The following is an 18,953-nucleotide window of genomic DNA, read 5'->3' as shown; positions in this document are numbered from 1 at the left end:
CATGAAAAGGTTCATCATACTGGGCGTATCCATATGCCTGTTTTCCGGGGCGGCCCATGCGGTGGGCGGTGGCCGGCATGGGGAAACGGCTTCCGTCATTGCCGAGGCGGAGCGTCACGTCGCGGCCACGCAGCCTGACCCGCACGGGGTAACATTCCGCAATGTCACGGTGCATCCCATGGATGCGACATCGGTGGTGTGTGGCGAAATGGCCCCGCACAACGCGTCCGCTGCTGGCGGGGTATTCATGAAGTTTGGCTATGTGCAGGGTCAGGATGACCCGGTGGTGTTCAGTGGCCGCGACGTGCCGCAGAAAGTCGAGTTCAATGAAGTCAATTCGTGGCTGAATGACAGCATCAAGCTTGAGGATCTGGAGGAAATGGGTTGCGTGCCCCGTGGTACCTACCATAGCTATAACGAACGCCTGAATAAGGTCATGTCCCAGCGCAAGCAGTTTGGCGTGAACTGAGGGCTGGGCAACTTGTGCCCCCGGCGTGTGTTATGCGGGGCATGAATCCGGTAGCGCCATGTCCATGGCGGCATCAATCGCAATCTGTCTGCCGGCCCGTGTACCCGGGCGGCCCCGTGACCGGATGATCCTGTAATGATGGCGGGGTTCAGGCCGACAGGGTGGCGCGACTTTCATGTCGCGCAGGGAAGGGAAATTCATGACAGATGTAACGCAGTCCATGCTGGGCCAGGATGTGTTCGCGACAGGTTCGGGCCGTATGGGCACGCTGACAGCGGTCAACCCCGATGCGACCATCCAGATTACGGTTGATGGCCCGGCGGAAAGTACCTTCACCATTCCCGTATCATGGGTACAGTCCACTGATGGCGGCAAGATCCTGCTCGGCCACACGCTGGAAGATGTGCAGTCCTATACCCCACCCGCCTGAATGGGGCATCATGCAATGCCCGGTGACGTAATGGAAAACGCCAGTCATGTCGCATGAACGCCAGTGGCAGGCCGGGCCGGTTGCCGACGGGCCACCGGATGAAGATGCATTCCGCGTGCCATTGCAGTACGCGCCCGATGTGCTGCTGGCCCATGCACGGGCGGCGCGTATGCCGGGGTTCGCGCCCACGTCCCGGGCTGCCGACCTGGTTGACATAACTCAGGTCGATCCGGCGATTGCGCTGGATATACGTTATGCCACGGCGCGGAATTTCCTGGGCTTTCCTGTCTATCCCACGCCACGGGCATTCCTGCAGCGTCCGGCGGCGCACGCCCTGTCACACGCACGCGCACTTGCTGCACGGCATGGCTATGGTCTTCTGGTTTACGATGCCTATCGTCCATGGCATGTCAGTTACCTGTTCCGTCAGGCGGTGCCGCAGGATCTGTACGAATTCGTCGGTGACCCCGCCATCGGCTCCCGCCACAATCGTGGATGCGCCGTGGATCTGACCCTGTGGGATCTGGCAACAGGGCGGGTTGTCTCCATGCCGTCGGGTTTTGATGAAATGACGTCGCGTGCCTATGTGGCCTATGCGGGAGGTAATAAGGGGGCCCGGGCCCTGCGTGACCTGCTGGGCCGTATCATGGCGGCCAGCGGTTTCCTGCCACTGGCTGAGGAATGGTGGCATTTCGATTATGTGGACTGGCAGGATTACCCGGTCATGGACCTGCCGTTTGATGCGATCGGGCGCGATACCACGCCCTGACCGCGTCGGACATCAGTCGTTATGGATCGTGCGGTCAATCGAGCGCCCGGCCTTTTCCGCCGGTCCCTTTGGCGGATCAAACGTATCCTGCATCTTGTCCCCGAAATGATCTATTTTCTCGCCCGTGGTTTCATGGTGGCGCTTGCACGCGCTTAATCCCGTGCTGGCCAGGACCAGCGCCAGGCCCAGTGCGGTCAGGGAACGCATGCTACGTCGGGCCGGGCGTGCGGGACGGTCATGATGCAGGGACAGGCGGAACTGGATATGGGTCGATGCTTGGGCTGTATTCGGTGATGTCGGTAGTGAAGACGTATGCGTATCCATGTGCGGATCCCTGCCTGGTATGATGTTTCCTCAAGTGTGAAAGCGGTGGGCGGGTTCCGGTTGCACATAAATGTGAGCCGCCGTTAGCTGAACATGGTCCGGCAGTCCGGGCACAGGCGCAGGAAACGGCCATCCGCGACAAAGGCGGTATCGCAGTTCAGGCACGTGCGGCGGACCTGATCCGGACGGTCCATGGGTATGGCGTGGCGGATGCGGTGTCGGCGCAGGTGGGCCTCCAGTGTCTTGATGTTCAGGCCCAGCCTGCGCGCGGTTTCACGGGCGGAGTAGCCCTGCCTGCGTAACTGTGCGACGGATGGAGCAATGGCAGCCCAGTCCAGCCGTGGCGGGCGTGTGCGACGGGGTGTGGACGGGGTCTGTGCGCTCTGCGTGATTTCGTGTGCATTTTTCATACGATATTTGTGCTAAAAATACACACATGCAGCAAGGGAATAATGCAGGGGAAAGAAATGTAATCGTGCCTGCGAGATGTTTGTGTATCTTTTTCATACACATGCAAGGAACCGTAATGCACGATCCCTATCTGCCCGCAGGCTGTAACCAGGCTGATATCGATGCCCGATTCGAACCCGAGGAACCCGCCTGGGTCGCGCCTTACGTCACGCAGCTCCAGCATCGTCTGAACCGTCTGGCTGCCATCCGGGTCGAACTGGCGTCTGATCGTTTTGACGGTGCGTATGACGGGGTGGATATCCTTGGCTATCTGGATGACGAAATGGAAACGGTCCGCATGGCAATGGCGCACCCACAGGACAGGGACTGATCCCAGTCTGATGAGTGCCGTGGGTGAAGCCGGATTACAGGAGACGGGGCTGAATATTTCCGTTTGAAAATGAAATCGGGAACCGGCACAAGCTAAGGGAACCCTTTTTCATGGATGTGGAATGACCCAACCAACCTGCCTGCCCGATCTGGATCACGAACATTTCCTGCGGCAGTCCTTTGCCGTGGCGGAGCGTGCGCGGCAGGGGGGCGACCATCCCTTTGGCTGCGTGCTGGTCGATGCGCAGGGTAATGTAGTGATGGAACAGGGCAATGGATACACGGCGGAAGGTGGTGACATGACCGCCCATGCCGAACGCCTGCTGGCCACGCGGGCATCAAAAGCCCATGCGCCGGACGAACTGGCGTCGTACACCATGTACACATCCGCCGAACCCTGTGCGATGTGTGCGGGTGCGGTGTACTGGAGTGGGATCGGCCGCGTGGTCTATGGTCAGAGCGAGGCCAGCCTGAAGGACATAACGGGCAATCACCCCGAAAACCCGACGCTTGATCTGCCCTGTCGCACCGTATTTGCGGCGGGTCAGCGGTCGGTCGCGGTCATTGGTCCCCTGCTGGAAGACGAAGCGGCGGAACTGCAGCGTACGTTCTGGCGGGGAAAGAATGAACCTGCCGTCTGAGAGATGTATCTGAAGACAAAAAGGTAAAAGTTTTTGGGAGCCGCCTTTTTGAAAAAAGCTTCACCAAAAAATTCCTTAAGTTCAGAATCCGCTGGTTGTGGTCTGCCCGTTGGCCATGGAATAGGAACAGGCCCGGTCCCCGTCAGTCACCACCAGCCAGATGATATTGCGCAGCCCGATATAGAACTGTCCCGCATCCCGTAGCGAGGTATAGCCATGATGGCGGAACCATGACGCAACGATGGTCGTGGGCTGGTTACCAAAGGATTTCTTGATTGTTTCCAGCAGTTTGTCGCACTGCCCGCGATTGAAGGTATCATGGTCCTGATACCATATGCCCACCAGTATGGTGTTACGACGGGGGTCGAAATCGGCGACGGGCATCATCTCGCTGTCATAGCTGTCGGGCAGGCTGTCGATTTCATGCTGCATGGCGCGTTCGGCGCGGATCAGGCCGAGGTCCATCATGGTCAGCTTGTCGGCAAACAGCGTGCTGATGACCTGTGACGGGGCTGTCTGGGCGACCGTGGTGCTGCAATATCCGCACATAAGGGCAAGAAACAGGAACAGGTAACGCAAGATATCCCCCATGGCAGGACTGGTTCGGACCATCCTTGTCATGAATGGGGCCGGTACGGACGGCCATGCATTTCATGTCATGACATGGATTAAATAAAAATAACCTTTTAGACCATCTGACTTATCTTGAAAGTTATGCGGATAACTCTTATCTGCCATGATAATAATGACTGACATGGTGGTGAACGGGAGTGCACGCGATATGACACGGATGAAACTTGTCCTGCGTGGCTGGTTGCAGGTGCTTCGTGGTCAGATCGTGCGCGAAATCGGATATGCCATAAGCCACGATCGCATGCAGCGCCGTGGTGTCCTGATTGAAAAACTGGGTCACGGCCTGCTGTACCGTGCCCATCGCATGGGGCATGTCCCGGCGCCGGATATGGGGAAGCGGGATCCCTATGCCCCGCCGCCGCGCGCCTGACGATGCTGCGGCGGTCACCCTGAATGTGCGGGGCGCCGAACGGATGGGATATCAGAAAAAATTCATACGACTCTCAACGAGTCGTGGAAAACACACACCTTATCCCCGGTTCCCGACGGTTCTATCCACAGGGTTGCCCGGATATTCGTCCCCTGAATCTGTGGATAAGGTGACGGGGAAAGAAGTTTTTGCTGAAGCTTTTTTTTAAGCTTCAGGGAACGTCGCCTTGTTGAAAAAAGACGACACCCAGAAACTTTTATTATTTTCAAACAGTTTTTTAACGGTGCCCGGCAAGGTGCTGCATGTCATCGCCTACATGGCGCAGCGCGTCACGTACCGACATATGGCGGCGGTTGCCTGCTTCCGACACCACGGTCACAGTGGCCGTCATGCCCGCTGCCAGCACAAGGCCGGACGGGATGCTGTCGATTTTCACGCGCACCGGGATACGCTGCGCCAGCCGCACCCATGTATAGACCGGGTCTACTGCCGGCAGTCCCTGTATGGACGTGGCGGCGTTATTGCTGGCGATCCCGCGCGTGATGCTTTCCACATGGCCGAACAGGGGTTCATGGAATCCCATCAGGTCCAGTCGCACCGGTTCACCTACCTTGATGGAATGGATTTTCGTTTCCTCGAAATACCCGTCCACCCAGTAGGAATCCGCATCGATGATCTGGATGTTGACCTGCCCCGCATTGGCGTAGTCACCCGCGCGCATGGTCAGGTTGGTGACGTAACCATTGATCGAACTGCGGACCTCGGTGCGTTCCAGATTGATGCGTGCCTGTTTCAGGTCCGCAAGCGCTGCCGCATACTGGGCTTCTGCCTGCTGTGCCACGGCTTCGAACTGCTGCTTTTCCTCGCCTGATACGGCAACGCCTGAAATCTTCTGGCGGCGTTCGTACTGCGATGTCTTGAATTCAAGGTCCGCGCGGCGTTCGTTCACGGCGGCATCAGCAATATCCAGCTTCACCCTGAAATCGAACGGGTCGATGACATACAGCACGTCGCCCTTATGGACGAACTGGTTGTCATGCACGCGGACTTCATTGATCTGGCCTGAAATGCGCGGCGCGATATTGGCGACCTGCGCACGGACCTGACCATTCCGTGTCCACGGTGACGCCGTATAATAATCCCACAGCACAATGACCACGATGGCCGCGACGAACAGGATGGTTGCGGTAACGGCCAGACGCACAAGGCGGTTTGCATATGCGAACACGTCAGGATTCTTTCACAGGATCAGGGTATACAGGCCAATAAGACAGATCATCAGGCCGAACTGCGCCAGCGGCGGGTTCCAGACAAACCGCCACAGGTTCAGCCACGACAGCACGATGCGCAGCACCAGCAGCGTGCACAGTGCCAGCCCGAGGTTCATGACAAAGGCCGAGATCAGCACGCCTTCCAGATCAACAACCTGACGCATCAGCCTGCCTTCTTCGTTTTGATGATGCCGTAATGCCGCAACCGTGGCGCCGCCGTCTGCCATGCCCGCATCACGCCATCCAGCCCCGCCAGCAGGTTGATGGCGGCGATCTGGGTCTGGGGGGACAGATGGGCCTGCGGGGCGGGTATGGCGGCCATTGCCTCATGCATCGCGGGTACTACATCCCATGGGGCGTGCAGCAGCAGTTCACGTTGCGCCAGTTCGGCGGCCGGGCGCAGCAGGGGGACTGCCTGTGCCTGCCGGGCATAGGTCCGTGCCCGCGCCAGCGCGCCATCAAGCTCGGCAAAGGTGGTGAAGCTTTCCATCTGCCGCCCGCTGCTGGCGCTGCGTGGCAGGCGATCGGTCCAGAACTGCATCTGGGCCAGCCGGTCATAGGTGCGGGTCAGGCGGGTCGGGCTGTCGGCTTCGCCATGCCCGGTCATCTGGCGTTCCAGCGCGCGCACGATGGTGGATGCCATCCAGAACCGCTGCCGCCGTGGTGATGGCGGAAACAGCAGCACAAGGATGATGAAAGCCAGCAGGGCCGCCAGAAGATAGAAGATGTTGCGGTTGAGGAATTCCGTCGGGTTGTAGCTCTGGTGGTTGTCCAGCCCCAGTATGGCGAAAAAGAACACGCCATAATTGAACCCGATGGCCGCCGTGGACGGGCGTATCAGCAACAGGCAGGCCAGGAATGTCTGGGGTAGCAACGTCAGCGCCAGGAACGGCATGTCCGCCCCATGCAGCAGCACGAAGAAGTTCAGCACGGCAGCCGCCAGCACGCTGCACGGCAGGCCGATGATCGCGCCCATGCCAAACCGTGCCGTATCCACATTGGTCGCGGCGAGGGTCAGGGTCAGCGCGGTCTGGGCCAGTGCCACGGTCGCCCCCGGCAGGCCGGTGATGACGCAGACCCCGGCGGCAAACGAAAACCCGACCAGAACCCGCAGAGCCCCGATCAGGGCCAGCAGGTAATTGGGCTGGACCGCGATATTGACGGTCCTGCTGTGGATGGCGCTGCCAGTGCCCTCGGTCAGTACTTCCTGTCCGGCGTGCATGCGGGTACGTGCGGTCAGCATGCGGGCGGCGCGTTCAATGGCAAAGGCTTCGTCCGCATTGGGTACATGGCCGGACAGGGTGGTGCGCACGGCATCCAGTATATGTGTGGTGAAACCGGCCTGATCGGTGCGCAGGTCGGTCTGTCGGGCGACACGGGCAATGGCGTCCTCCACTGCCGGATTGATGTTGCCATGACCGGTATGTCGCCCCAGTCCACGCGCGCAGTCCAGTATCGTCAGCATGGACACCATGGCCAGCCGTGCCCCGTTGGCGCGCGCACCGCCGCGTTCCAGTTCCGTGCGGGCGTAGGACAGGGGGGTGGTCAGTGCCAGTATGCGTGCGCCCAGCCGGATGTCGGTCTGTGCGCCCCGGTCGTACATATGCTGCAGGGCGGCGCGCGCGGTTTCGCTAAGCGGTCGGATAAGCTGCTTCAGCCCGTTCGCCAGTCCGCGCCATGCCTCGGGCGAGCCTGACAGGATATTGACCACGGCGACGGCAAAGACCCCAAGGGTAATGGCCGAGGCACGGGACACCGCGATGTTGAATACATTCTGTGGCGTATCAATGCAGTTCACGGCCACAAGAGCGACTGTATAGCCCGATAGCAGCGCGGCGTAGGAGCGGAAGTCGCGTTCCAGCGATCCCACGAAGGCGCAGGCCGCAAGCCACAGCGCGACACCCCCCAGAAAGGGGCCGCGCTGCTGGTTCCACACCGCCACCAGCACAATGGACACTCCCATGCCCACCATGGTGCCCAGCAACCGGTAAAATGCCTTGGATAATGCCTGTCCGCGCAAAGGCTGCGCCAGGATCATGACCGTGACGCCAACCAGCAGCGGATTGTCCAGTTGCAGCCAGAAGGCCGTGGCAAGACCAAGGACCAGCGAGCACCATGTACGCAGGCTGAACCCCACCCAGCCCGCAGGCAGGCGGTCAGCCCAGGGCATGAAGGCATGCATGATGTCGTGAATACGCCGCGTGCTGTTTGCCTGTAGGTCTGGCATGGCCTCCCTGACCGTTCAGTGGCCTCACGGCGTTTAATACAATGGAAGTAGACTGGAATTCATAACAAAGGATGTACGGGAGCAACCTGCATATCTGATATTCACTAAGGGGATATCACCCGGTGCCGGATTACTTCGCCTACGATAATCAGCGCTGGACTGCCTACACCTGCATCCGCTGCCTGTCGTGCCAGTCCGCCCAGTGTACCGGTCAGCACGCGCTGGTCCGCGCGCGTGCCGCGTTCGACAATGGCGGCGGGCCAGTCCGCAGGCAGGCCGTGCGTCATAAGTTGTGCGCACAGGGCGGGCAGGGCGGAAACCCCCATATAGATCACCACCGTCTGCCCCGGTCGCGCCATACTGTCCCATGGCAGGTGCAGGGTGCCATCCGCGCGGGCATGCCCGGTCACGAACATGCAGGCCTGCGCACAGTCGCGGTGGGTCAGTGGGATACCGGCATAGGCGGCGCAGCCATTGGCCGCCGTGATGCCGGGCACGACCTGAAACGGAATGGCGGAGTCCAGCAGGGCCTCGATTTCCTCGCCCCCGCGCCCGAACACGAACGGGTCGCCGCCTTTCAGTCGCAGCACGCGCTGGCCCATACGCGCGCGACGGACCAGTTCGGCGTTGATCTCCTGCTGCGGCATGGTGTGTTTGTTCCGCCGCTTGCCGACAAACACCAGTTCCGCATCGCGCCTGACCCGGTCCAGCAGGGCAGGGGAGAGCAGCTGGTCATACAGCACGCAATCCGCATTCTGCATGAGATGCAGTGCGCGTAGCGTCAGCAGGTCCGGATCACCCGGTCCTGCGCCGACCAGCCAGACCTCGCCCCGTGTACCAGTGGACGCGATGATGTCATCCAGTATGGCCCGTGCGCGCTCGATCTCGCCCCGCCGGGCAGCCTGTGCGCCCGCACCGTCAAGGAAGGTTTCCCAGACCTGCCTGCGGCGTGAGATATCGGGGCAGGCCGCTCCCACATGCTCACGCTGCTGCTGCATGAAAACGGCCAGTTCCCCCGTGCCATCGGGTATGGTGCTTTCCACCTGTTCGCGCAGGCGGCGGGCCAGGACGGGGGCTGCCCCCCCGGTGGATATGGCGATGCGCACCAGCCCGCGATGGATCTGGGCCGGGGTGATGAAAGTGGAAGGCTGCGGATCATCCACCGCACAGACGGGAATGTTCATTTCCTGCGCCAGAGCCGCGGCAGTGCGGTTGACCGCGCGGTCATCGGTTGCAGCATAGACCAGACGGCAGCCGGGCATGATGGTGCGCAGGGTGGTGTCATCGGCCGTGCTGGCGACGTGGGTGATGGAGCCGTCTTCCGCCCATACCTGCATTTCCGCATCAAGGCGGCCTGCCACAACCTCGACCTTTGCGCGGTGGGACAGTAGCAGACGTACCTTGTTGGCCGCGATCATGCCGCCGCCAATCACCAGCACCCGGACATCGTCCAGCCGCAACGCAATGGGAAACCATGCGGGTTCGGGAATATTGGTCATGCAGTCAAACAGCCGGTCGAGCCGGCATCCTGTAGCTGGGGAATATCAGGTCTGTAAGGAAACGCGTGGAGTGGCGTCAGTGGGATGCGACGTTCTTCACCCCTTCGGCATAACCCCAGCGTGCCCATGTCGAACGGTCCTTGACCGATCCCGGCGTGTTGGTGGCGCATGCGGCCAGTGACAGCACGATGGCACAGATACCAAGAACGGGAAGAAAACGGGCCAAAAAAACCTCCTGCATGACGCAATGGTCGACATAGCAGAAAAGCCATGCCTGCACCACGTCCATACATGAACTGGTGTGCGTCCTCATGTCCATCGTGTACGAAACCGAAATGATGTTATGTAATCCGTCCTGTCATTGGTGTCAGTGACGGGTAGGGAGAGGAAAAGATAGCGCATGGAAACCATTACCACCGTAGCCGGATTGCGCGCATGTGTCAGGAAGTGGAAGCAGGCAGGTGACCGTGTGGGAGTGGTACCGACCATGGGTGCGCTGCATGAAGGTCACCTGTCACTGGTTCATGCGGCGCGGGCGCAGGCGGACCGGGTGATTGCGACCGTTTTTGTCAACCCGATCCAGTTTGACAACGCAGATGATCTTGAAACCTATCCTCGCACGCTGGAGGCGGACGCATGCCTGCTGAAGGGCGCAGGCGTGGATGTGCTGTATGCGCCCACCGTATCGCAGATGTACCCACCCGGTTTCGCCACCCGCATCAACGTGTCAGGGGTGTCGGAGGGGCTGTGTGGCGGTACCCGCGCGGGCCATTTCGATGGCGTGGCGACGGTTGTGTGCAAGCTGCTTATGCAGACGCTGGCGGATCGCGCCTTTTTTGGCGAAAAGGATTTCCAGCAGGTTCAGGTGGTCCGGCGCATGGTCACCGATCTTGATCTGCCGGTTGAGGTCGTGGCGTGTCCCACGCAGCGGGAGGCTGATGGTCTGGCCCTGTCATCGCGCAACCGGCGTCTGGCACCCCATCAGCGCCAGATTGCCGTGGCCCTGCCACGCATCATGCGGGCCTGTGCCGCCGATATCGCAGCGGGCGCGGATATTCCGGCCGCATTGACGCAGGCAGCCGGCCAACTGGCGGATGCGGGTTTTGAGCCGGTGGAATACGTGGAACTGCGCTCGGAACTGGACCTGCAGCCGCTGGCTTCGCTGAGCGGGGATGCGCCCGCGCGCCTGCTGGCTGCGGCATGGCTGGGCGATGTGCGGTTGATTGACGGCATGACTGTGCCATTGCCGGAATAAAGAAGTTCTTGGGTGCAGCCTTTTTTCAAAAAGGCTGCATTCTTCGAAGCTTTTTGAAAAAAGCTTCACCAAAAACTCTTGTTTTTATCGGTATTTCAGGCGTCCAGCTTGCGGGCTTCGTCGGGCAGCATGATGGGAATACCGTCACGCACCGGAAAAGCCAGGCCCGCGCGCTTGCTGATCAGTTCACCGGCCTCACGGTCATAGACCAGCGGCCCCTTGGTTACCGGGCAGACAAGGATGGACAGCAGCCGGGGGTCCAGCGGGGGGGCGGGCGGCTTTTCAGTCATGGCGGCAGATCCCATGCAGGTTGCAGTTATTCAGGCGAAATTAATCACGATGGGGATGCACCCTCATCGGGTTCATGTCCAGCCCCGTCCAGCAGATTGCGCAGGATCTGCGCCCGGGCGGCGGGCGTGGGCGCTTCCAGCATCATCTGGCGGGGTTCGGTGCCAAACGGGCAGATCATGGGCAGGGTGACCAGAAGGGCGGCGTCATCCATCTGGCGCAGCGCGTCCCATTGCGTACTCACTCCCTGTGCCTCACAGAAATCATGCAGGGCGTTGAGCAGCCCCTCGCGATCGAAGGGAATGTCATCGCCAGCATCCGTCAGGTCGGATACGAAGGACGATGCATCGACCCGTGCGACCCGGTAGCCCCGGCGCATCTCCGTTTCGCGCAGCAGGCGGAAGCGGGCAACGCCGGTCAGCGTGATGGCGTACGTGCCGTCCGTCCGTTCGGTCATGGCGGTGATACGACCGATGCATCCTATATTGTACAGCGGTGGGGTCGTGCTGTACCCATCATCCATGTCGGCATCCCCGGCATCATCCAGCGGGCTGCCATCCATGCCGTCCAGCGGGCGGGGCTGGATCATGCCGATCAGGCGGTTGCCCGCCAGCGCATCTTCCACCAGCGCGATATAGCGCGGCTCGAACACGTTGAGCGGCAGCCGCCCCTGCGGCAGCAGCAGGGCTTCATCCAGCGGGAACAGCCCCAGCTCCGCCGGGAAGTCCGCCAGTGTCATTTCCCCGATCTGCGGGATGCGGCGGGGGATGTCATCATGGATGATGATGGTCCCCCGTGGGTCATGACGCGTCACGAAAACAGCAACGAGGACATGCGCCGACGCGCCGCGACCGTGTCGGGATCGGTCTGGCCCCAGGCTTCGAACAGGCGGATAAGCTGCTTGCGCGCGGCGTCGTCATTCCATGCCCTGTCTTCTTTCATGATGGTCAGCAGTTCGTCTGCTGCTTCCGCCCGCTTGCCTGCGGCGTTCAGGGCTGCGGCCAGTTCGAAGCGGGCGGCGTAGTCCTTGGGATTGGCGGTGATGCGGGCGCGGATTCCCTCAGCTTCCTCAGCCGCTTTGCGTCCTTCGCGCTTGAGTTCAAGTGCGGCCTTCGCTCCGGTGATTTCGGCATGATTGGCGATGGATGCAGGCGCGTCGTTCAGGGCGGTTTCGGCCCCTTCCTCATCCCCCATTTCAATCAGGGCACGGGCAAGGCCGCCCCATGCGGCGGGGTTTTCGGGTTCGATTTCCAGTACCTGTGAAAACAGTCCGGCGGCGGCTTCGGCGCGGCCTTCCTCCATTTCCTTGTGGGCGGCTTCCACCAGATCGGCCGCGGGCAGGGCGCCGCCTGCGGATTTCAGCACGTTTTCCACAAACCGGCGTACTTCGCTTTCGGGCTTGGCGCCCTGGAACAGGTCAAGGATCTGCCCCTGCCAGAAGGCGGCGACCAGCGGAATGGACTGCAGCGGCAGACCGATCTGGGTCAGCTGCTGGGCCAGTGCGCGGTTGGCGTCCACATCTACTTTCACCAGTCGCACGCGGCCGCCGGCGGCACGCACCACCTTTTCCAGCACCGGGGTCAACTGCGTGCAGGGCTTGCACCACGTTGCCCAGAAATCGACCAGAACCGGCATTTCACGGCTGGCGTCCACCACGTCACGCATGAAGGTGTTCTGCGTGCCTTCCATCACCGGGTCGGGCCTGCCGCCTGCAATTGGCGGGCTACCCGCTGGGGCGGAACCGGCGGGGCGGGGTGTCTGGCCGATAATGTAGTCCATCTGGTCGTGTTCCTGTTTGGTCTGGCGGCCAGCATGGGGACGGGGACATTGCCTACCCTGATGCCCATGCCGGTCGGTTCATATGCTGTAGGGATAGATTGGCATTCCCGGCGATCCCCGCAACCGCATTATGGGGGGATGAAAAAAAACTTCGATAAAAGCACTTTAACCTCTTGCACACCCATCGGGTTTGCCGTAAACACCGCTTCACCGACACGGAGCGCGGGCGTAGCTCAGGGGTAGAGCACAACCTTGCCAAGGTTGGGGTCGTGGGTTCGAATCCCATCGCCCGCTCCAGATTTAAAAAACTAAATCAGTTGGTTGGTAAGCGGCCCTTCGGGGCCGTTTTTGTTTTTGGCATTATATACATACAGTATTCGTGGTCTGTTGCATGCCCTTAAGCAGGAGTGGTAGGGCCGCAGGCATATGCTACGGTGTATTGTCAGTCAGGCATGATGATGACTGAAGCGGACTGCACGGATGTCGGCAAGGCTGCTTGCTGCCTGTCATGGCGGGGGCAACTGTTTGGAACTGTTTCAGTTTATTAAAGAATGTTCGGCAGGGTTCCCCTTCCGGTAATGATGCGGTGGCGGTGTATCCGTTCCGTCATTGCGCATATCATGCTGCCGTATCCGCCTGTCTTCCGGGAAATCCCCGGGAAACAGTCGGCACGGACAGTCGGGGCGTGCAATACCCGGTTACCGTTCCGCTTGACTGACGATATGCTGTAGTTGCACAGGGAACGTTTTCCACACACGCGCGATCTGATCTGGCGGCGCGCATTGATGTCTTTTTTTTGCCTTATTGCCATGGTCTTGTGCCGGTTGCTGATGTCGTCATGGAAAGGTGATTTTCGTGCATATCGAAACGTTTTCTTACGTTCGCGCGTGCCGATCGGACCTGCGTAAAGAGGGCTGTCATGGTATGTCCATGCTTGGAAAACGGGTGTGTAATGCATGGTTTTCCGCTACTGTCAGCTTTATGGGGCATTCATGTCCTCACGTATGGTCAGTCAAAGTGTGATCTGATAAAAGGCCCCTGCGCTGGCCCTTTTCTTCCTTCAGCCGGATTATCTTCCTGATCATAACTTTTAGCTGCGGTGTCACATTGACCATTTTCTGTCTCCCGAAAAATTTGGGTTCAGTTCTACGGCATGTTCGAAAAGGTCAGCGTTTTGCCGTTATCGGCGGGATGATTCTGTTGCTGGCTGGATGTAGCTCCCTGCCGGATAGTGGTCCCACGGAATCCGAGGTCAATCATGCCCAGCGGAACCCACAGAAAAATAGCGTAAACTACGGCATTGTTAAGGTTTCCCCGGAGCTGATCGGTCTGCTGGAAAGCGAAGAACCGCCGCTGTTCAGTAGCCTTGATGCGGATAATTCCCCCGTCAGTGCGCCCCGCAATGACACAATCGGGCCGGGCGATATCCTTCAGGTCTCCATATATGAAGTGGGAAGCGCGCTGTTCAGTCCCGGTAGCGTAGGGACGCCGACAGGTCCTGGGGGCGCCAGTGCTGGTGCCAGCGCCAATGCAAATGGTGGTGCAGGGGGCAGCAATGTTGGTGGGATGAATATGTCCACGGCCTCCAGCCTGCCGCCATTGAGCGTGGATGGGAACGGGGATATTGAAATTCCTTTCGGCGGGCAGATCCATGTGACTGGCATGACCACCAGTCAACTGGCCGATACGATTACGGCGCGACTCAAGCAGAAATCGCAGTCTCCTCAGGTGGTCGTGCGCATTCTGTCCGATATTACCAATTCGGTCATAGTGTATGGGGGGGTCCGCCGACCCAGCCGTATTCCCCTTACACCCAATCAGGAACACATACTTGATGTCATTGCTCTGGCCGGGGGGGAAGACCGGACAGCCCAGTCGGACGAGGACTATATCGTTCGCCTGACGCGTAACGACAAAATTGCCGAACTGCCGCTCAAGACAATAGAAAACGATCCTGCGCAGAATATCACGATGCGGCCGGGTGACCGGGTGCAACTCGTGTTCCAGCCACGTAGCTTCACGGTATTTGGTGCCAGCGGACGGGTAACGCAGACACAGTTCACCACCCCTACGCTGAATCTGGCTGAAGCCATTTCGCGTAATGGTGGCCCGATTGATTCCCGTGCCGATCCTAACGCGGTTTACCTGTTCCGCTTCGAGAATGCGGATGTGCTGAAACATCTTGGCATGCCGGTTGATAATAATGCGACAACCGGGCCGGTAATCTATCAGCTGGATATGATGAACCCCAGTAATTATTTTCTGGCGGAAAGATTCATGATGCGGGATCGGGATCTGATCTATATTGCCAATTCCGCCAGTAACAAATTCTATAAGTTCTTCAACCTGATCAGTACACTTATCGCCCCTGGGATCACTGCGGCATGGATAGTCCGATAATGAATCAATTTTTGAAACATAAAGGCTTCGGTCGTGTGTCTGTTGTGGATCCTGCGGTAAAATTGTCTGCTGTTTGGTATGGTTCGGAAATTCTTGCTGGTCGTACGCTGGATCGGGCCTGCATGTCATGAATATTGAGGTGTATAATCAGGATGAAAATCGGTTCCATGACAATCGTGACGATGAATCCTTTCTGACGCGGGTTTTAAACTGGTTTCGTAATCTGGTGCGGAACCATACGCCATTCCTGATCTTTGTCATTGCGCCGACGTTTCTGGTCTTTCTTTACCTGACGTTGATTGCAACGCCGCAGTATATATCCGAAGCGCATTTTGTCGTGCGTGGACGCTCCGGGCAGTCCGGTATTTCGTTGAGCAATATCCTGCAATCCAGTGGCAGCGGCGCGACATCTGAAAATACATACGTGGTGCAGGATTATATCCAGTCACGCGATGCTGCAGAACTGCTGATCAAGCATAATAACCTGCTGGATGTATATTCGCGGCCGGAAGCCGACTTTTTTGCACGGTATCCGTTTTTTGCGCTTCCCCGGAATTTCGAGCATTTTTACCTTTACTATCAATGGCATGTATTGGTAGAGCAGGATTCGGAAACGAACATTTCCATCCTGACCGTCCGTACTTTCCGTGCGGAAGATTCCCAGAGGATTGCGCGTGCGCTGCTGGATGCCGGTGAGAATCTGGTGAATGAGATCAATCGCAGACAGCGGGAAAATCTGATTCGTGCTTCTGCGAACGAAGTGCAGGCAGCCGAGGCCAGGCTGCGTGATATCAACCACAAACTGGCCGAATACCGGAATGAGGTCGCGTTGATCGACCCCATGCGGCAATCTGTCCCGATGGTCAATTTTGTGACCAGCCTGCAGAATATGCTTACGTCGACGAACATGCAGCTGAACCAGTTGCAGAAATCAGCCCCCGGCAGTCCGCTGATCGCAGCCTACCAGCGGCAGGCTGACATCCTGACCGACCAGATCAAGAAATCGGGCAGCCAGATTACGGGTTCGGATGAATCCCTTGTTCCAAAGATTACCGGGTACGAAGATCTGATGGTGCAGCGTGATATGCAGCAGCGTATCCTGCTCAGTGATGTCGCATCGTTGGAAGTGGCCAAGCAGCAGGCCAACCAGCAGATGATCTATGTCGATGAAGTGGCGCAGCCCAATGCAGCTGACTGGCCAGCATATCCCCGTAACATAATCGTTCTCGTAATCGTGTTCTTTTCGACACTTGGCCTTTATGTAATGGGTAAATTGCTGATTTCGGGCGCGCGGGAACGTAACCTGCGGTAATTCATGTCATTCATGATGGGGCCGGTCGTCATGACCGGTCCGGTGCGGCGTATCAGTCACCGGACCAATGGGAAAAGTCAGTATGTTACGTTGTATTGATATCGTTAAGGAATATCATGTCGAGCACGGTAAGCGTCGTATCCTTGACGGTGTCAACCTGCAGGTCGAAAAGGGCGAAAAGCTTGGTATTCTAGGCCGTAATGGTGCCGGGAAATCAACACTCATCAAAATCATCGGGGGCGTTGAACTGGCGACATCGGGGCGTATCGAACGTACCATGTCAATTTCATGGCCTCTTGCTTTCGGCGGGGCATTCCAGGGGAGCCTGAGCGGGCTGGATAACCTGCGCTTTATTTGCAGGATCTATAATCTCGATTATCCGAAGACGCGGAAATATGTCGATGATTTTGCCGAACTGGGCAAGCAGCTTATGGATCCGGTAAAAACGTACTCTTCCGGTATGCGCGCGCGTCTTGCCTTTGCCCTGTCTGTCGTGATCGAATTTGACTGTTATCTGATTGACGAAGTCATCATGGTTGGTGATGCCCGGTTTTATGAACGGTGCCGACAGGAACTGTTTATCAAGCGTGCGGATCGTGCATTGATAATTGTTTCGCATGATATGAATTTTATTAAAGAAATATGCGACAGAAGCGCCGTAATACATGATCGGAAAATGATAGAATGTGCATCCGTTCAGGAGGGAATTGATTTATACCATTCCCTGTAAATTCCAGACAACAGAAGAAATTATTCCTAAAATACTATTTAAAACAGATTTTTGTCTGCTGTATACCCGGAAAGGGTGGCGTGCCAGAGTGTCCCATAAATAAGATAGGATTTGTTTTCTAATCCCCCATACTCTAAAATAGCCCGCTACGAGAACAGAACGGCAGGGAGTGGCAGGTAGATCAACAGCATGGAAAGTCAGCATTCTTCGCATATCTTTCCGTGCGCCTTTGTCATTTTCCACGGGAAACAGTCTGTCTGGCCCTTGAACGGGTGGCGGTCTGACTGGATTATACCGAAAGTGAAGCTCTGGCCCGTTGATAAAACATACCACTGCCATATGCTTGTACCATTGTTCCTCATATATCTGTGCGACTTTGTAACCTTAAACAAAGGTCGGCGGTCCGTATCGGCGCTGTCCTGCTCCCAAAGGAATTGGCATGCCTGTCAAGCTTGAACAGACTGATATGTGATGCCTGACATTTCACAAAACAATGCTGTAACCTCTTCCCGTCGTTTTTTGCTGCTTCAGGGACTGATGGGGCCTTTTTTCCATGAAATTGGGAAAGCATTCCGTAAGGCCGGATATGCAGTCTACAAGATCAATTTCAACGGTGGCGATCAACTGTTCTGGCGTCTGCCGAATGGAATCAATTTTACAGGCAGCATGGACGAATGGCCTGACTTTCTGACGAATGTCCTGACCCGGTACGGTATTACCGATGTCATGCTGTTTGGTGACTGTCGTCCACTGCACCGTAAGGCGACGGAGTTATGTGTCAAGCGTGGCATACGGGTTTATGTGTTTGAAGAAGGCTACATCCGTCCTGACTGGGTGACGCTGGAACTTGACGGGGTCAATGGCCATTCATCCCTGCCTCGTGATCCGGCCTGGTATCACGAACAGGCTGCCCGTCTTCCGCCCCTGCAGCCACATGCTCAGGTTCCGTCTTCGTTCCGGCGGCGGGCGCTGGAAGCCGTGGCCTATAACGCGGCTGATCTGCTGACGCGGCGGTATTTCAAGAACTGGCATGATTACCGGCCGTGGCATCCGTGGACGGAAGGGATCGGGTGGCTCAAGCGTCTGTATCATCGTGATGCGGCGCGGGAACGCACGGAACAGATTCTGGCGGAAGTGGCGGATAACAACCTGCCTTACATGCTATTTCCGCTTCAGCTGGATGCCGATGCGCAGATCCGGCTGCATTCGGATTTTGATGGCATAGCAGGGGCAATCCATGTGGTGCTGGAATCCTTTGCGCGGCATGCGCCCAGGGATCTTTACCTGCTGGTGAAAGAACATCCCCTGGATAATGGGGTCAAGGACTGGAATGCCCTTGTGCAGGCGACCGCGCGTAAGCTGGGAATTGCGGATCGCGTGCGCTATCTGGAAAGTGGTGATATCGCCCAGATGGTCCGGGCAGCGAAAGGCGTGGTGACCATCAACAGCACCACGGGTACGCTTGCGCTGATCTGCAATGTCCCGGTCATTACGCTGGGACAGGCGATTTACGATCTGCCGGGCATTACCGATCAGGGAACACTGGATCATTTCTGGGGCACGCCCACGGCACCAGATCCCGTTACATTCGAGGATTTCCGGCGCGTGCTGATTGATCGCTGCCTGATCGAGGGCGGTTTCTTTTCTCGTGAAGGGCTACAGTTACTGGTGCAGGGAACGCTCAGGCGGATCAATCGTACGACCCCGCCACAGGACGGGAAGGTGTTCACCATCTCGCACCTTGATGCACGTTCTTCTCACTAACACTGATTGATC

The 18,953-nt window shown here is 58.1% G+C and carries 22 protein-coding genes and 1 tRNA gene; 12 read left to right on the top strand and 11 right to left on the bottom strand.

All coding sequences use genetic code 11. From position 1 onward, the window contains the following. Window position 1: 1 nt before the first annotated feature. The 3 genes from ACE2AA_RS10440 to ACE2AA_RS10430 all read left to right on the top strand — a co-directional run bounded on the left by ACE2AA_RS10440 (window position 2) and on the right by ACE2AA_RS10430 (window position 1,668). The gene (locus ACE2AA_RS10440; protein ID WP_227001023.1) at window positions 2-469 is read left to right on the top strand and encodes a hypothetical protein; all 468 of its coding nucleotides are present in this window, start codon (window positions 2-4) and stop codon (window positions 467-469) included. Window positions 470-668: 199 nt separating this feature from the next. Next, entirely contained in the window at window positions 669-899 is a 231-nt protein-coding gene (locus ACE2AA_RS10435; RefSeq protein WP_141261310.1) for a DUF2171 domain-containing protein, read from the top strand. A gap of 46 nt (window positions 900-945) precedes the next feature. Beyond that, the gene (locus tag ACE2AA_RS10430; RefSeq protein WP_395369698.1) at window positions 946-1,668 is read left to right on the top strand and encodes a M15 family metallopeptidase; all 723 of its coding nucleotides are present in this window, start codon (window positions 946-948) and stop codon (window positions 1,666-1,668) included. Window positions 1,669-1,680: 12 nt separating this feature from the next. Here ACE2AA_RS10430 and ACE2AA_RS10425 read toward each other — a convergent pair whose 3' ends face one another. Together ACE2AA_RS10425 and ACE2AA_RS10420 are read right to left on the bottom strand one after the other, a co-directional pair. Next, window positions 1,681-1,992 (bottom strand): hypothetical protein, encoded by a 312-nt coding sequence (locus ACE2AA_RS10425; protein WP_141261309.1) that lies wholly within the window; start codon window positions 1,990-1,992, stop codon window positions 1,681-1,683. Window positions 1,993-2,075: 83 nt separating this feature from the next. After that, window positions 2,076-2,402, bottom strand: coding sequence for a helix-turn-helix transcriptional regulator (locus ACE2AA_RS10420; RefSeq protein WP_395369696.1), 327 nt, complete (start codon window positions 2,400-2,402; stop codon window positions 2,076-2,078). Between the two features lie 116 nt (window positions 2,403-2,518). On the opposite strand from ACE2AA_RS10420, the gene ACE2AA_RS10415 reads away from it, so the two are divergent. Then, a complete protein-coding gene (locus ACE2AA_RS10415; protein WP_141301391.1) occupies window positions 2,519-2,773 on the top strand; it encodes a hypothetical protein in 255 nt (84 codons plus the stop codon). A 121-nt stretch (window positions 2,774-2,894) separates the two neighbouring features. Beyond that, window positions 2,895-3,413 (top strand): nucleoside deaminase, encoded by a 519-nt coding sequence (locus ACE2AA_RS10410; RefSeq protein WP_141301389.1) that lies wholly within the window; start codon window positions 2,895-2,897, stop codon window positions 3,411-3,413. Between the two features lie 81 nt (window positions 3,414-3,494). Here the strand turns inward: ACE2AA_RS10410 and ACE2AA_RS10405 are convergent, their stop codons facing one another. Then, the gene (locus ACE2AA_RS10405) at window positions 3,495-4,004 is read right to left on the bottom strand and encodes a hypothetical protein (RefSeq protein ID WP_395369694.1); all 510 of its coding nucleotides are present in this window, start codon (window positions 4,002-4,004) and stop codon (window positions 3,495-3,497) included. A 190-nt stretch (window positions 4,005-4,194) separates the two neighbouring features. Here ACE2AA_RS10405 and ACE2AA_RS10400 point away from each other — a divergent pair, with 190 nt between their 5' ends. Then, the gene (locus ACE2AA_RS10400; protein ID WP_141301387.1) at window positions 4,195-4,416 is read left to right on the top strand and encodes a hypothetical protein; all 222 of its coding nucleotides are present in this window, start codon (window positions 4,195-4,197) and stop codon (window positions 4,414-4,416) included. 277 nt (window positions 4,417-4,693) lie between these two features. Here ACE2AA_RS10400 and ACE2AA_RS10395 read toward each other — a convergent pair whose 3' ends face one another. The 5 genes from ACE2AA_RS10395 to ACE2AA_RS10375 form a co-directional block, all read right to left on the bottom strand. Beyond that, a complete protein-coding gene (locus ACE2AA_RS10395; RefSeq protein ID WP_141301385.1) occupies window positions 4,694-5,644 on the bottom strand; it encodes an HlyD family secretion protein in 951 nt (316 codons plus the stop codon). 12 nt (window positions 5,645-5,656) lie between these two features. Continuing rightward, complete coding sequence (locus ACE2AA_RS10390) at window positions 5,657-5,851, bottom strand: DUF1656 domain-containing protein (RefSeq protein ID WP_141261303.1); 195 nt, start codon at window positions 5,849-5,851, stop codon at window positions 5,657-5,659. Next, window positions 5,851-7,914, bottom strand: a complete 2,064-nt coding sequence (locus ACE2AA_RS10385) for an FUSC family protein (RefSeq protein ID WP_141261302.1) — start codon at window positions 7,912-7,914, stop codon at window positions 5,851-5,853. Before ACE2AA_RS10385 ends, ACE2AA_RS10390 begins: the two co-directional genes overlap by 1 nt. Window positions 7,915-8,018: 104 nt before the next feature. Further along, window positions 8,019-9,413, bottom strand: coding sequence for a siroheme synthase CysG (cysG, locus tag ACE2AA_RS10380; RefSeq protein ID WP_395369693.1), 1,395 nt, complete (start codon window positions 9,411-9,413; stop codon window positions 8,019-8,021). Between the two features lie 76 nt (window positions 9,414-9,489). Then, the gene (locus tag ACE2AA_RS10375; RefSeq protein WP_019087433.1) at window positions 9,490-9,639 is read right to left on the bottom strand and encodes a hypothetical protein; all 150 of its coding nucleotides are present in this window, start codon (window positions 9,637-9,639) and stop codon (window positions 9,490-9,492) included. Window positions 9,640-9,813: 174 nt separating this feature from the next. Here ACE2AA_RS10375 and panC point away from each other — a divergent pair, with 174 nt between their 5' ends. Beyond that, window positions 9,814-10,668: a pantoate--beta-alanine ligase gene (gene panC / locus ACE2AA_RS10370; protein ID WP_395369690.1), complete on the top strand. Its 855-nt coding sequence runs from the start codon at window positions 9,814-9,816 to the stop codon at window positions 10,666-10,668. Between the two features lie 95 nt (window positions 10,669-10,763). On the opposite strand, the gene ACE2AA_RS10365 is transcribed toward panC, so the two are convergent. Genes ACE2AA_RS10365 through ACE2AA_RS10355 form a run of 3 tightly spaced genes read right to left on the bottom strand, consistent with a single transcriptional unit; the run spans window position 10,764 to window position 12,735 of the window. Next, complete coding sequence (locus tag ACE2AA_RS10365) at window positions 10,764-10,958, bottom strand: Trm112 family protein (protein ID WP_010516368.1); 195 nt, start codon at window positions 10,956-10,958, stop codon at window positions 10,764-10,766. A 44-nt stretch (window positions 10,959-11,002) separates the two neighbouring features. Then, the gene (locus tag ACE2AA_RS10360) at window positions 11,003-11,770 is read right to left on the bottom strand and encodes an LON peptidase substrate-binding domain-containing protein (RefSeq protein ID WP_141261299.1); all 768 of its coding nucleotides are present in this window, start codon (window positions 11,768-11,770) and stop codon (window positions 11,003-11,005) included. Continuing rightward, window positions 11,767-12,735, bottom strand: coding sequence for a tetratricopeptide repeat protein (locus ACE2AA_RS10355; protein WP_141301375.1), 969 nt, complete (start codon window positions 12,733-12,735; stop codon window positions 11,767-11,769). Before ACE2AA_RS10355 ends, ACE2AA_RS10360 begins: the two co-directional genes overlap by 4 nt. Window positions 12,736-12,957: 222 nt before the next feature. On the opposite strand from ACE2AA_RS10355, the gene ACE2AA_RS10350 reads away from it, so the two are divergent. From ACE2AA_RS10350 to ACE2AA_RS10330, 5 genes are all read left to right on the top strand, one after another. Beyond that, a tRNA-Gly gene (locus ACE2AA_RS10350) sits at window positions 12,958-13,032 on the top strand. Window positions 13,033-13,926: 894 nt separating this feature from the next. Next, window positions 13,927-15,135, top strand: coding sequence for a polysaccharide biosynthesis/export family protein (locus tag ACE2AA_RS10345; RefSeq protein WP_395369687.1), 1,209 nt, complete (start codon window positions 13,927-13,929; stop codon window positions 15,133-15,135). 127 nt (window positions 15,136-15,262) lie between these two features. Beyond that, a complete protein-coding gene (locus ACE2AA_RS10340; protein ID WP_141261296.1) occupies window positions 15,263-16,447 on the top strand; it encodes a capsule biosynthesis protein in 1,185 nt (394 codons plus the stop codon). An 82-nt stretch (window positions 16,448-16,529) separates the two neighbouring features. Then, a complete protein-coding gene (locus tag ACE2AA_RS10335) occupies window positions 16,530-17,177 on the top strand; it encodes an ABC transporter ATP-binding protein (protein ID WP_141261328.1) in 648 nt (215 codons plus the stop codon). Window positions 17,178-17,648: 471 nt separating this feature from the next. Then, window positions 17,649-18,941: a capsule biosynthesis protein gene (locus ACE2AA_RS10330; RefSeq protein WP_395369685.1), complete on the top strand. Its 1,293-nt coding sequence runs from the start codon at window positions 17,649-17,651 to the stop codon at window positions 18,939-18,941. The last annotated feature ends 12 nt before the right edge of the window (window positions 18,942-18,953 follow it).

The organism is Komagataeibacter diospyri (assembly GCF_043995075.1).
GTDB lineage: Bacteria > Pseudomonadota > Alphaproteobacteria > Acetobacterales > Acetobacteraceae > Komagataeibacter > Komagataeibacter diospyri.
Note: the sequence above shows the minus strand (reverse complement) of the source record. Positions and strands in the feature narration are given on the sequence as shown.

What these genes read in the sequence shown, in the direction of transcription:
- ACE2AA_RS10440 (WP_227001023.1), top strand. Translation starts at nt 2, where the DNA reads ATGAAAAGGTTCATCATACTGGGCGTATCCATATGCCTGTTTTCCGGG.
- ACE2AA_RS10435 (WP_141261310.1), top strand. Translation starts at nt 669, where the DNA reads ATGACAGATGTAACGCAGTCCATGCTGGGCCAGGATGTGTTCGCGACA.
- ACE2AA_RS10430 (WP_395369698.1), top strand. Translation starts at nt 946, where the DNA reads ATGTCGCATGAACGCCAGTGGCAGGCCGGGCCGGTTGCCGACGGGCCA.
- ACE2AA_RS10425 (WP_141261309.1), bottom strand. Translation starts at nt 1,992, where the DNA reads ATGGATACGCATACGTCTTCACTACCGACATCACCGAATACAGCCCAA.
- ACE2AA_RS10420 (WP_395369696.1), bottom strand. Translation starts at nt 2,402, where the DNA reads ATGAAAAATGCACACGAAATCACGCAGAGCGCACAGACCCCGTCCACA.
- ACE2AA_RS10415 (WP_141301391.1), top strand. Translation starts at nt 2,519, where the DNA reads ATGCACGATCCCTATCTGCCCGCAGGCTGTAACCAGGCTGATATCGAT.
- ACE2AA_RS10410 (WP_141301389.1), top strand. Translation starts at nt 2,895, where the DNA reads ATGACCCAACCAACCTGCCTGCCCGATCTGGATCACGAACATTTCCTG.
- ACE2AA_RS10405 (WP_395369694.1), bottom strand. Translation starts at nt 4,004, where the DNA reads ATGGGGGATATCTTGCGTTACCTGTTCCTGTTTCTTGCCCTTATGTGC.
- ACE2AA_RS10400 (WP_141301387.1), top strand. Translation starts at nt 4,195, where the DNA reads ATGACACGGATGAAACTTGTCCTGCGTGGCTGGTTGCAGGTGCTTCGT.
- ACE2AA_RS10390 (WP_141261303.1), bottom strand. Translation starts at nt 5,851, where the DNA reads ATGCGTCAGGTTGTTGATCTGGAAGGCGTGCTGATCTCGGCCTTTGTC.
- ACE2AA_RS10385 (WP_141261302.1), bottom strand. Translation starts at nt 7,914, where the DNA reads ATGCCAGACCTACAGGCAAACAGCACGCGGCGTATTCACGACATCATG.
- cysG (WP_395369693.1), bottom strand. Translation starts at nt 9,413, where the DNA reads ATGACCAATATTCCCGAACCCGCATGGTTTCCCATTGCGTTGCGGCTG.
- panC (WP_395369690.1), top strand. Translation starts at nt 9,814, where the DNA reads ATGGAAACCATTACCACCGTAGCCGGATTGCGCGCATGTGTCAGGAAG.
- ACE2AA_RS10365 (WP_010516368.1), bottom strand. Translation starts at nt 10,958, where the DNA reads ATGACTGAAAAGCCGCCCGCCCCCCCGCTGGACCCCCGGCTGCTGTCC.
- ACE2AA_RS10355 (WP_141301375.1), bottom strand. Translation starts at nt 12,735, where the DNA reads ATGGACTACATTATCGGCCAGACACCCCGCCCCGCCGGTTCCGCCCCA.
- ACE2AA_RS10345 (WP_395369687.1), top strand. Translation starts at nt 13,927, where the DNA reads ATGATTCTGTTGCTGGCTGGATGTAGCTCCCTGCCGGATAGTGGTCCC.
- ACE2AA_RS10340 (WP_141261296.1), top strand. Translation starts at nt 15,263, where the DNA reads ATGAATATTGAGGTGTATAATCAGGATGAAAATCGGTTCCATGACAAT.
- ACE2AA_RS10335 (WP_141261328.1), top strand. Translation starts at nt 16,530, where the DNA reads ATGTTACGTTGTATTGATATCGTTAAGGAATATCATGTCGAGCACGGT.
- ACE2AA_RS10330 (WP_395369685.1), top strand. Translation starts at nt 17,649, where the DNA reads ATGCCTGACATTTCACAAAACAATGCTGTAACCTCTTCCCGTCGTTTT.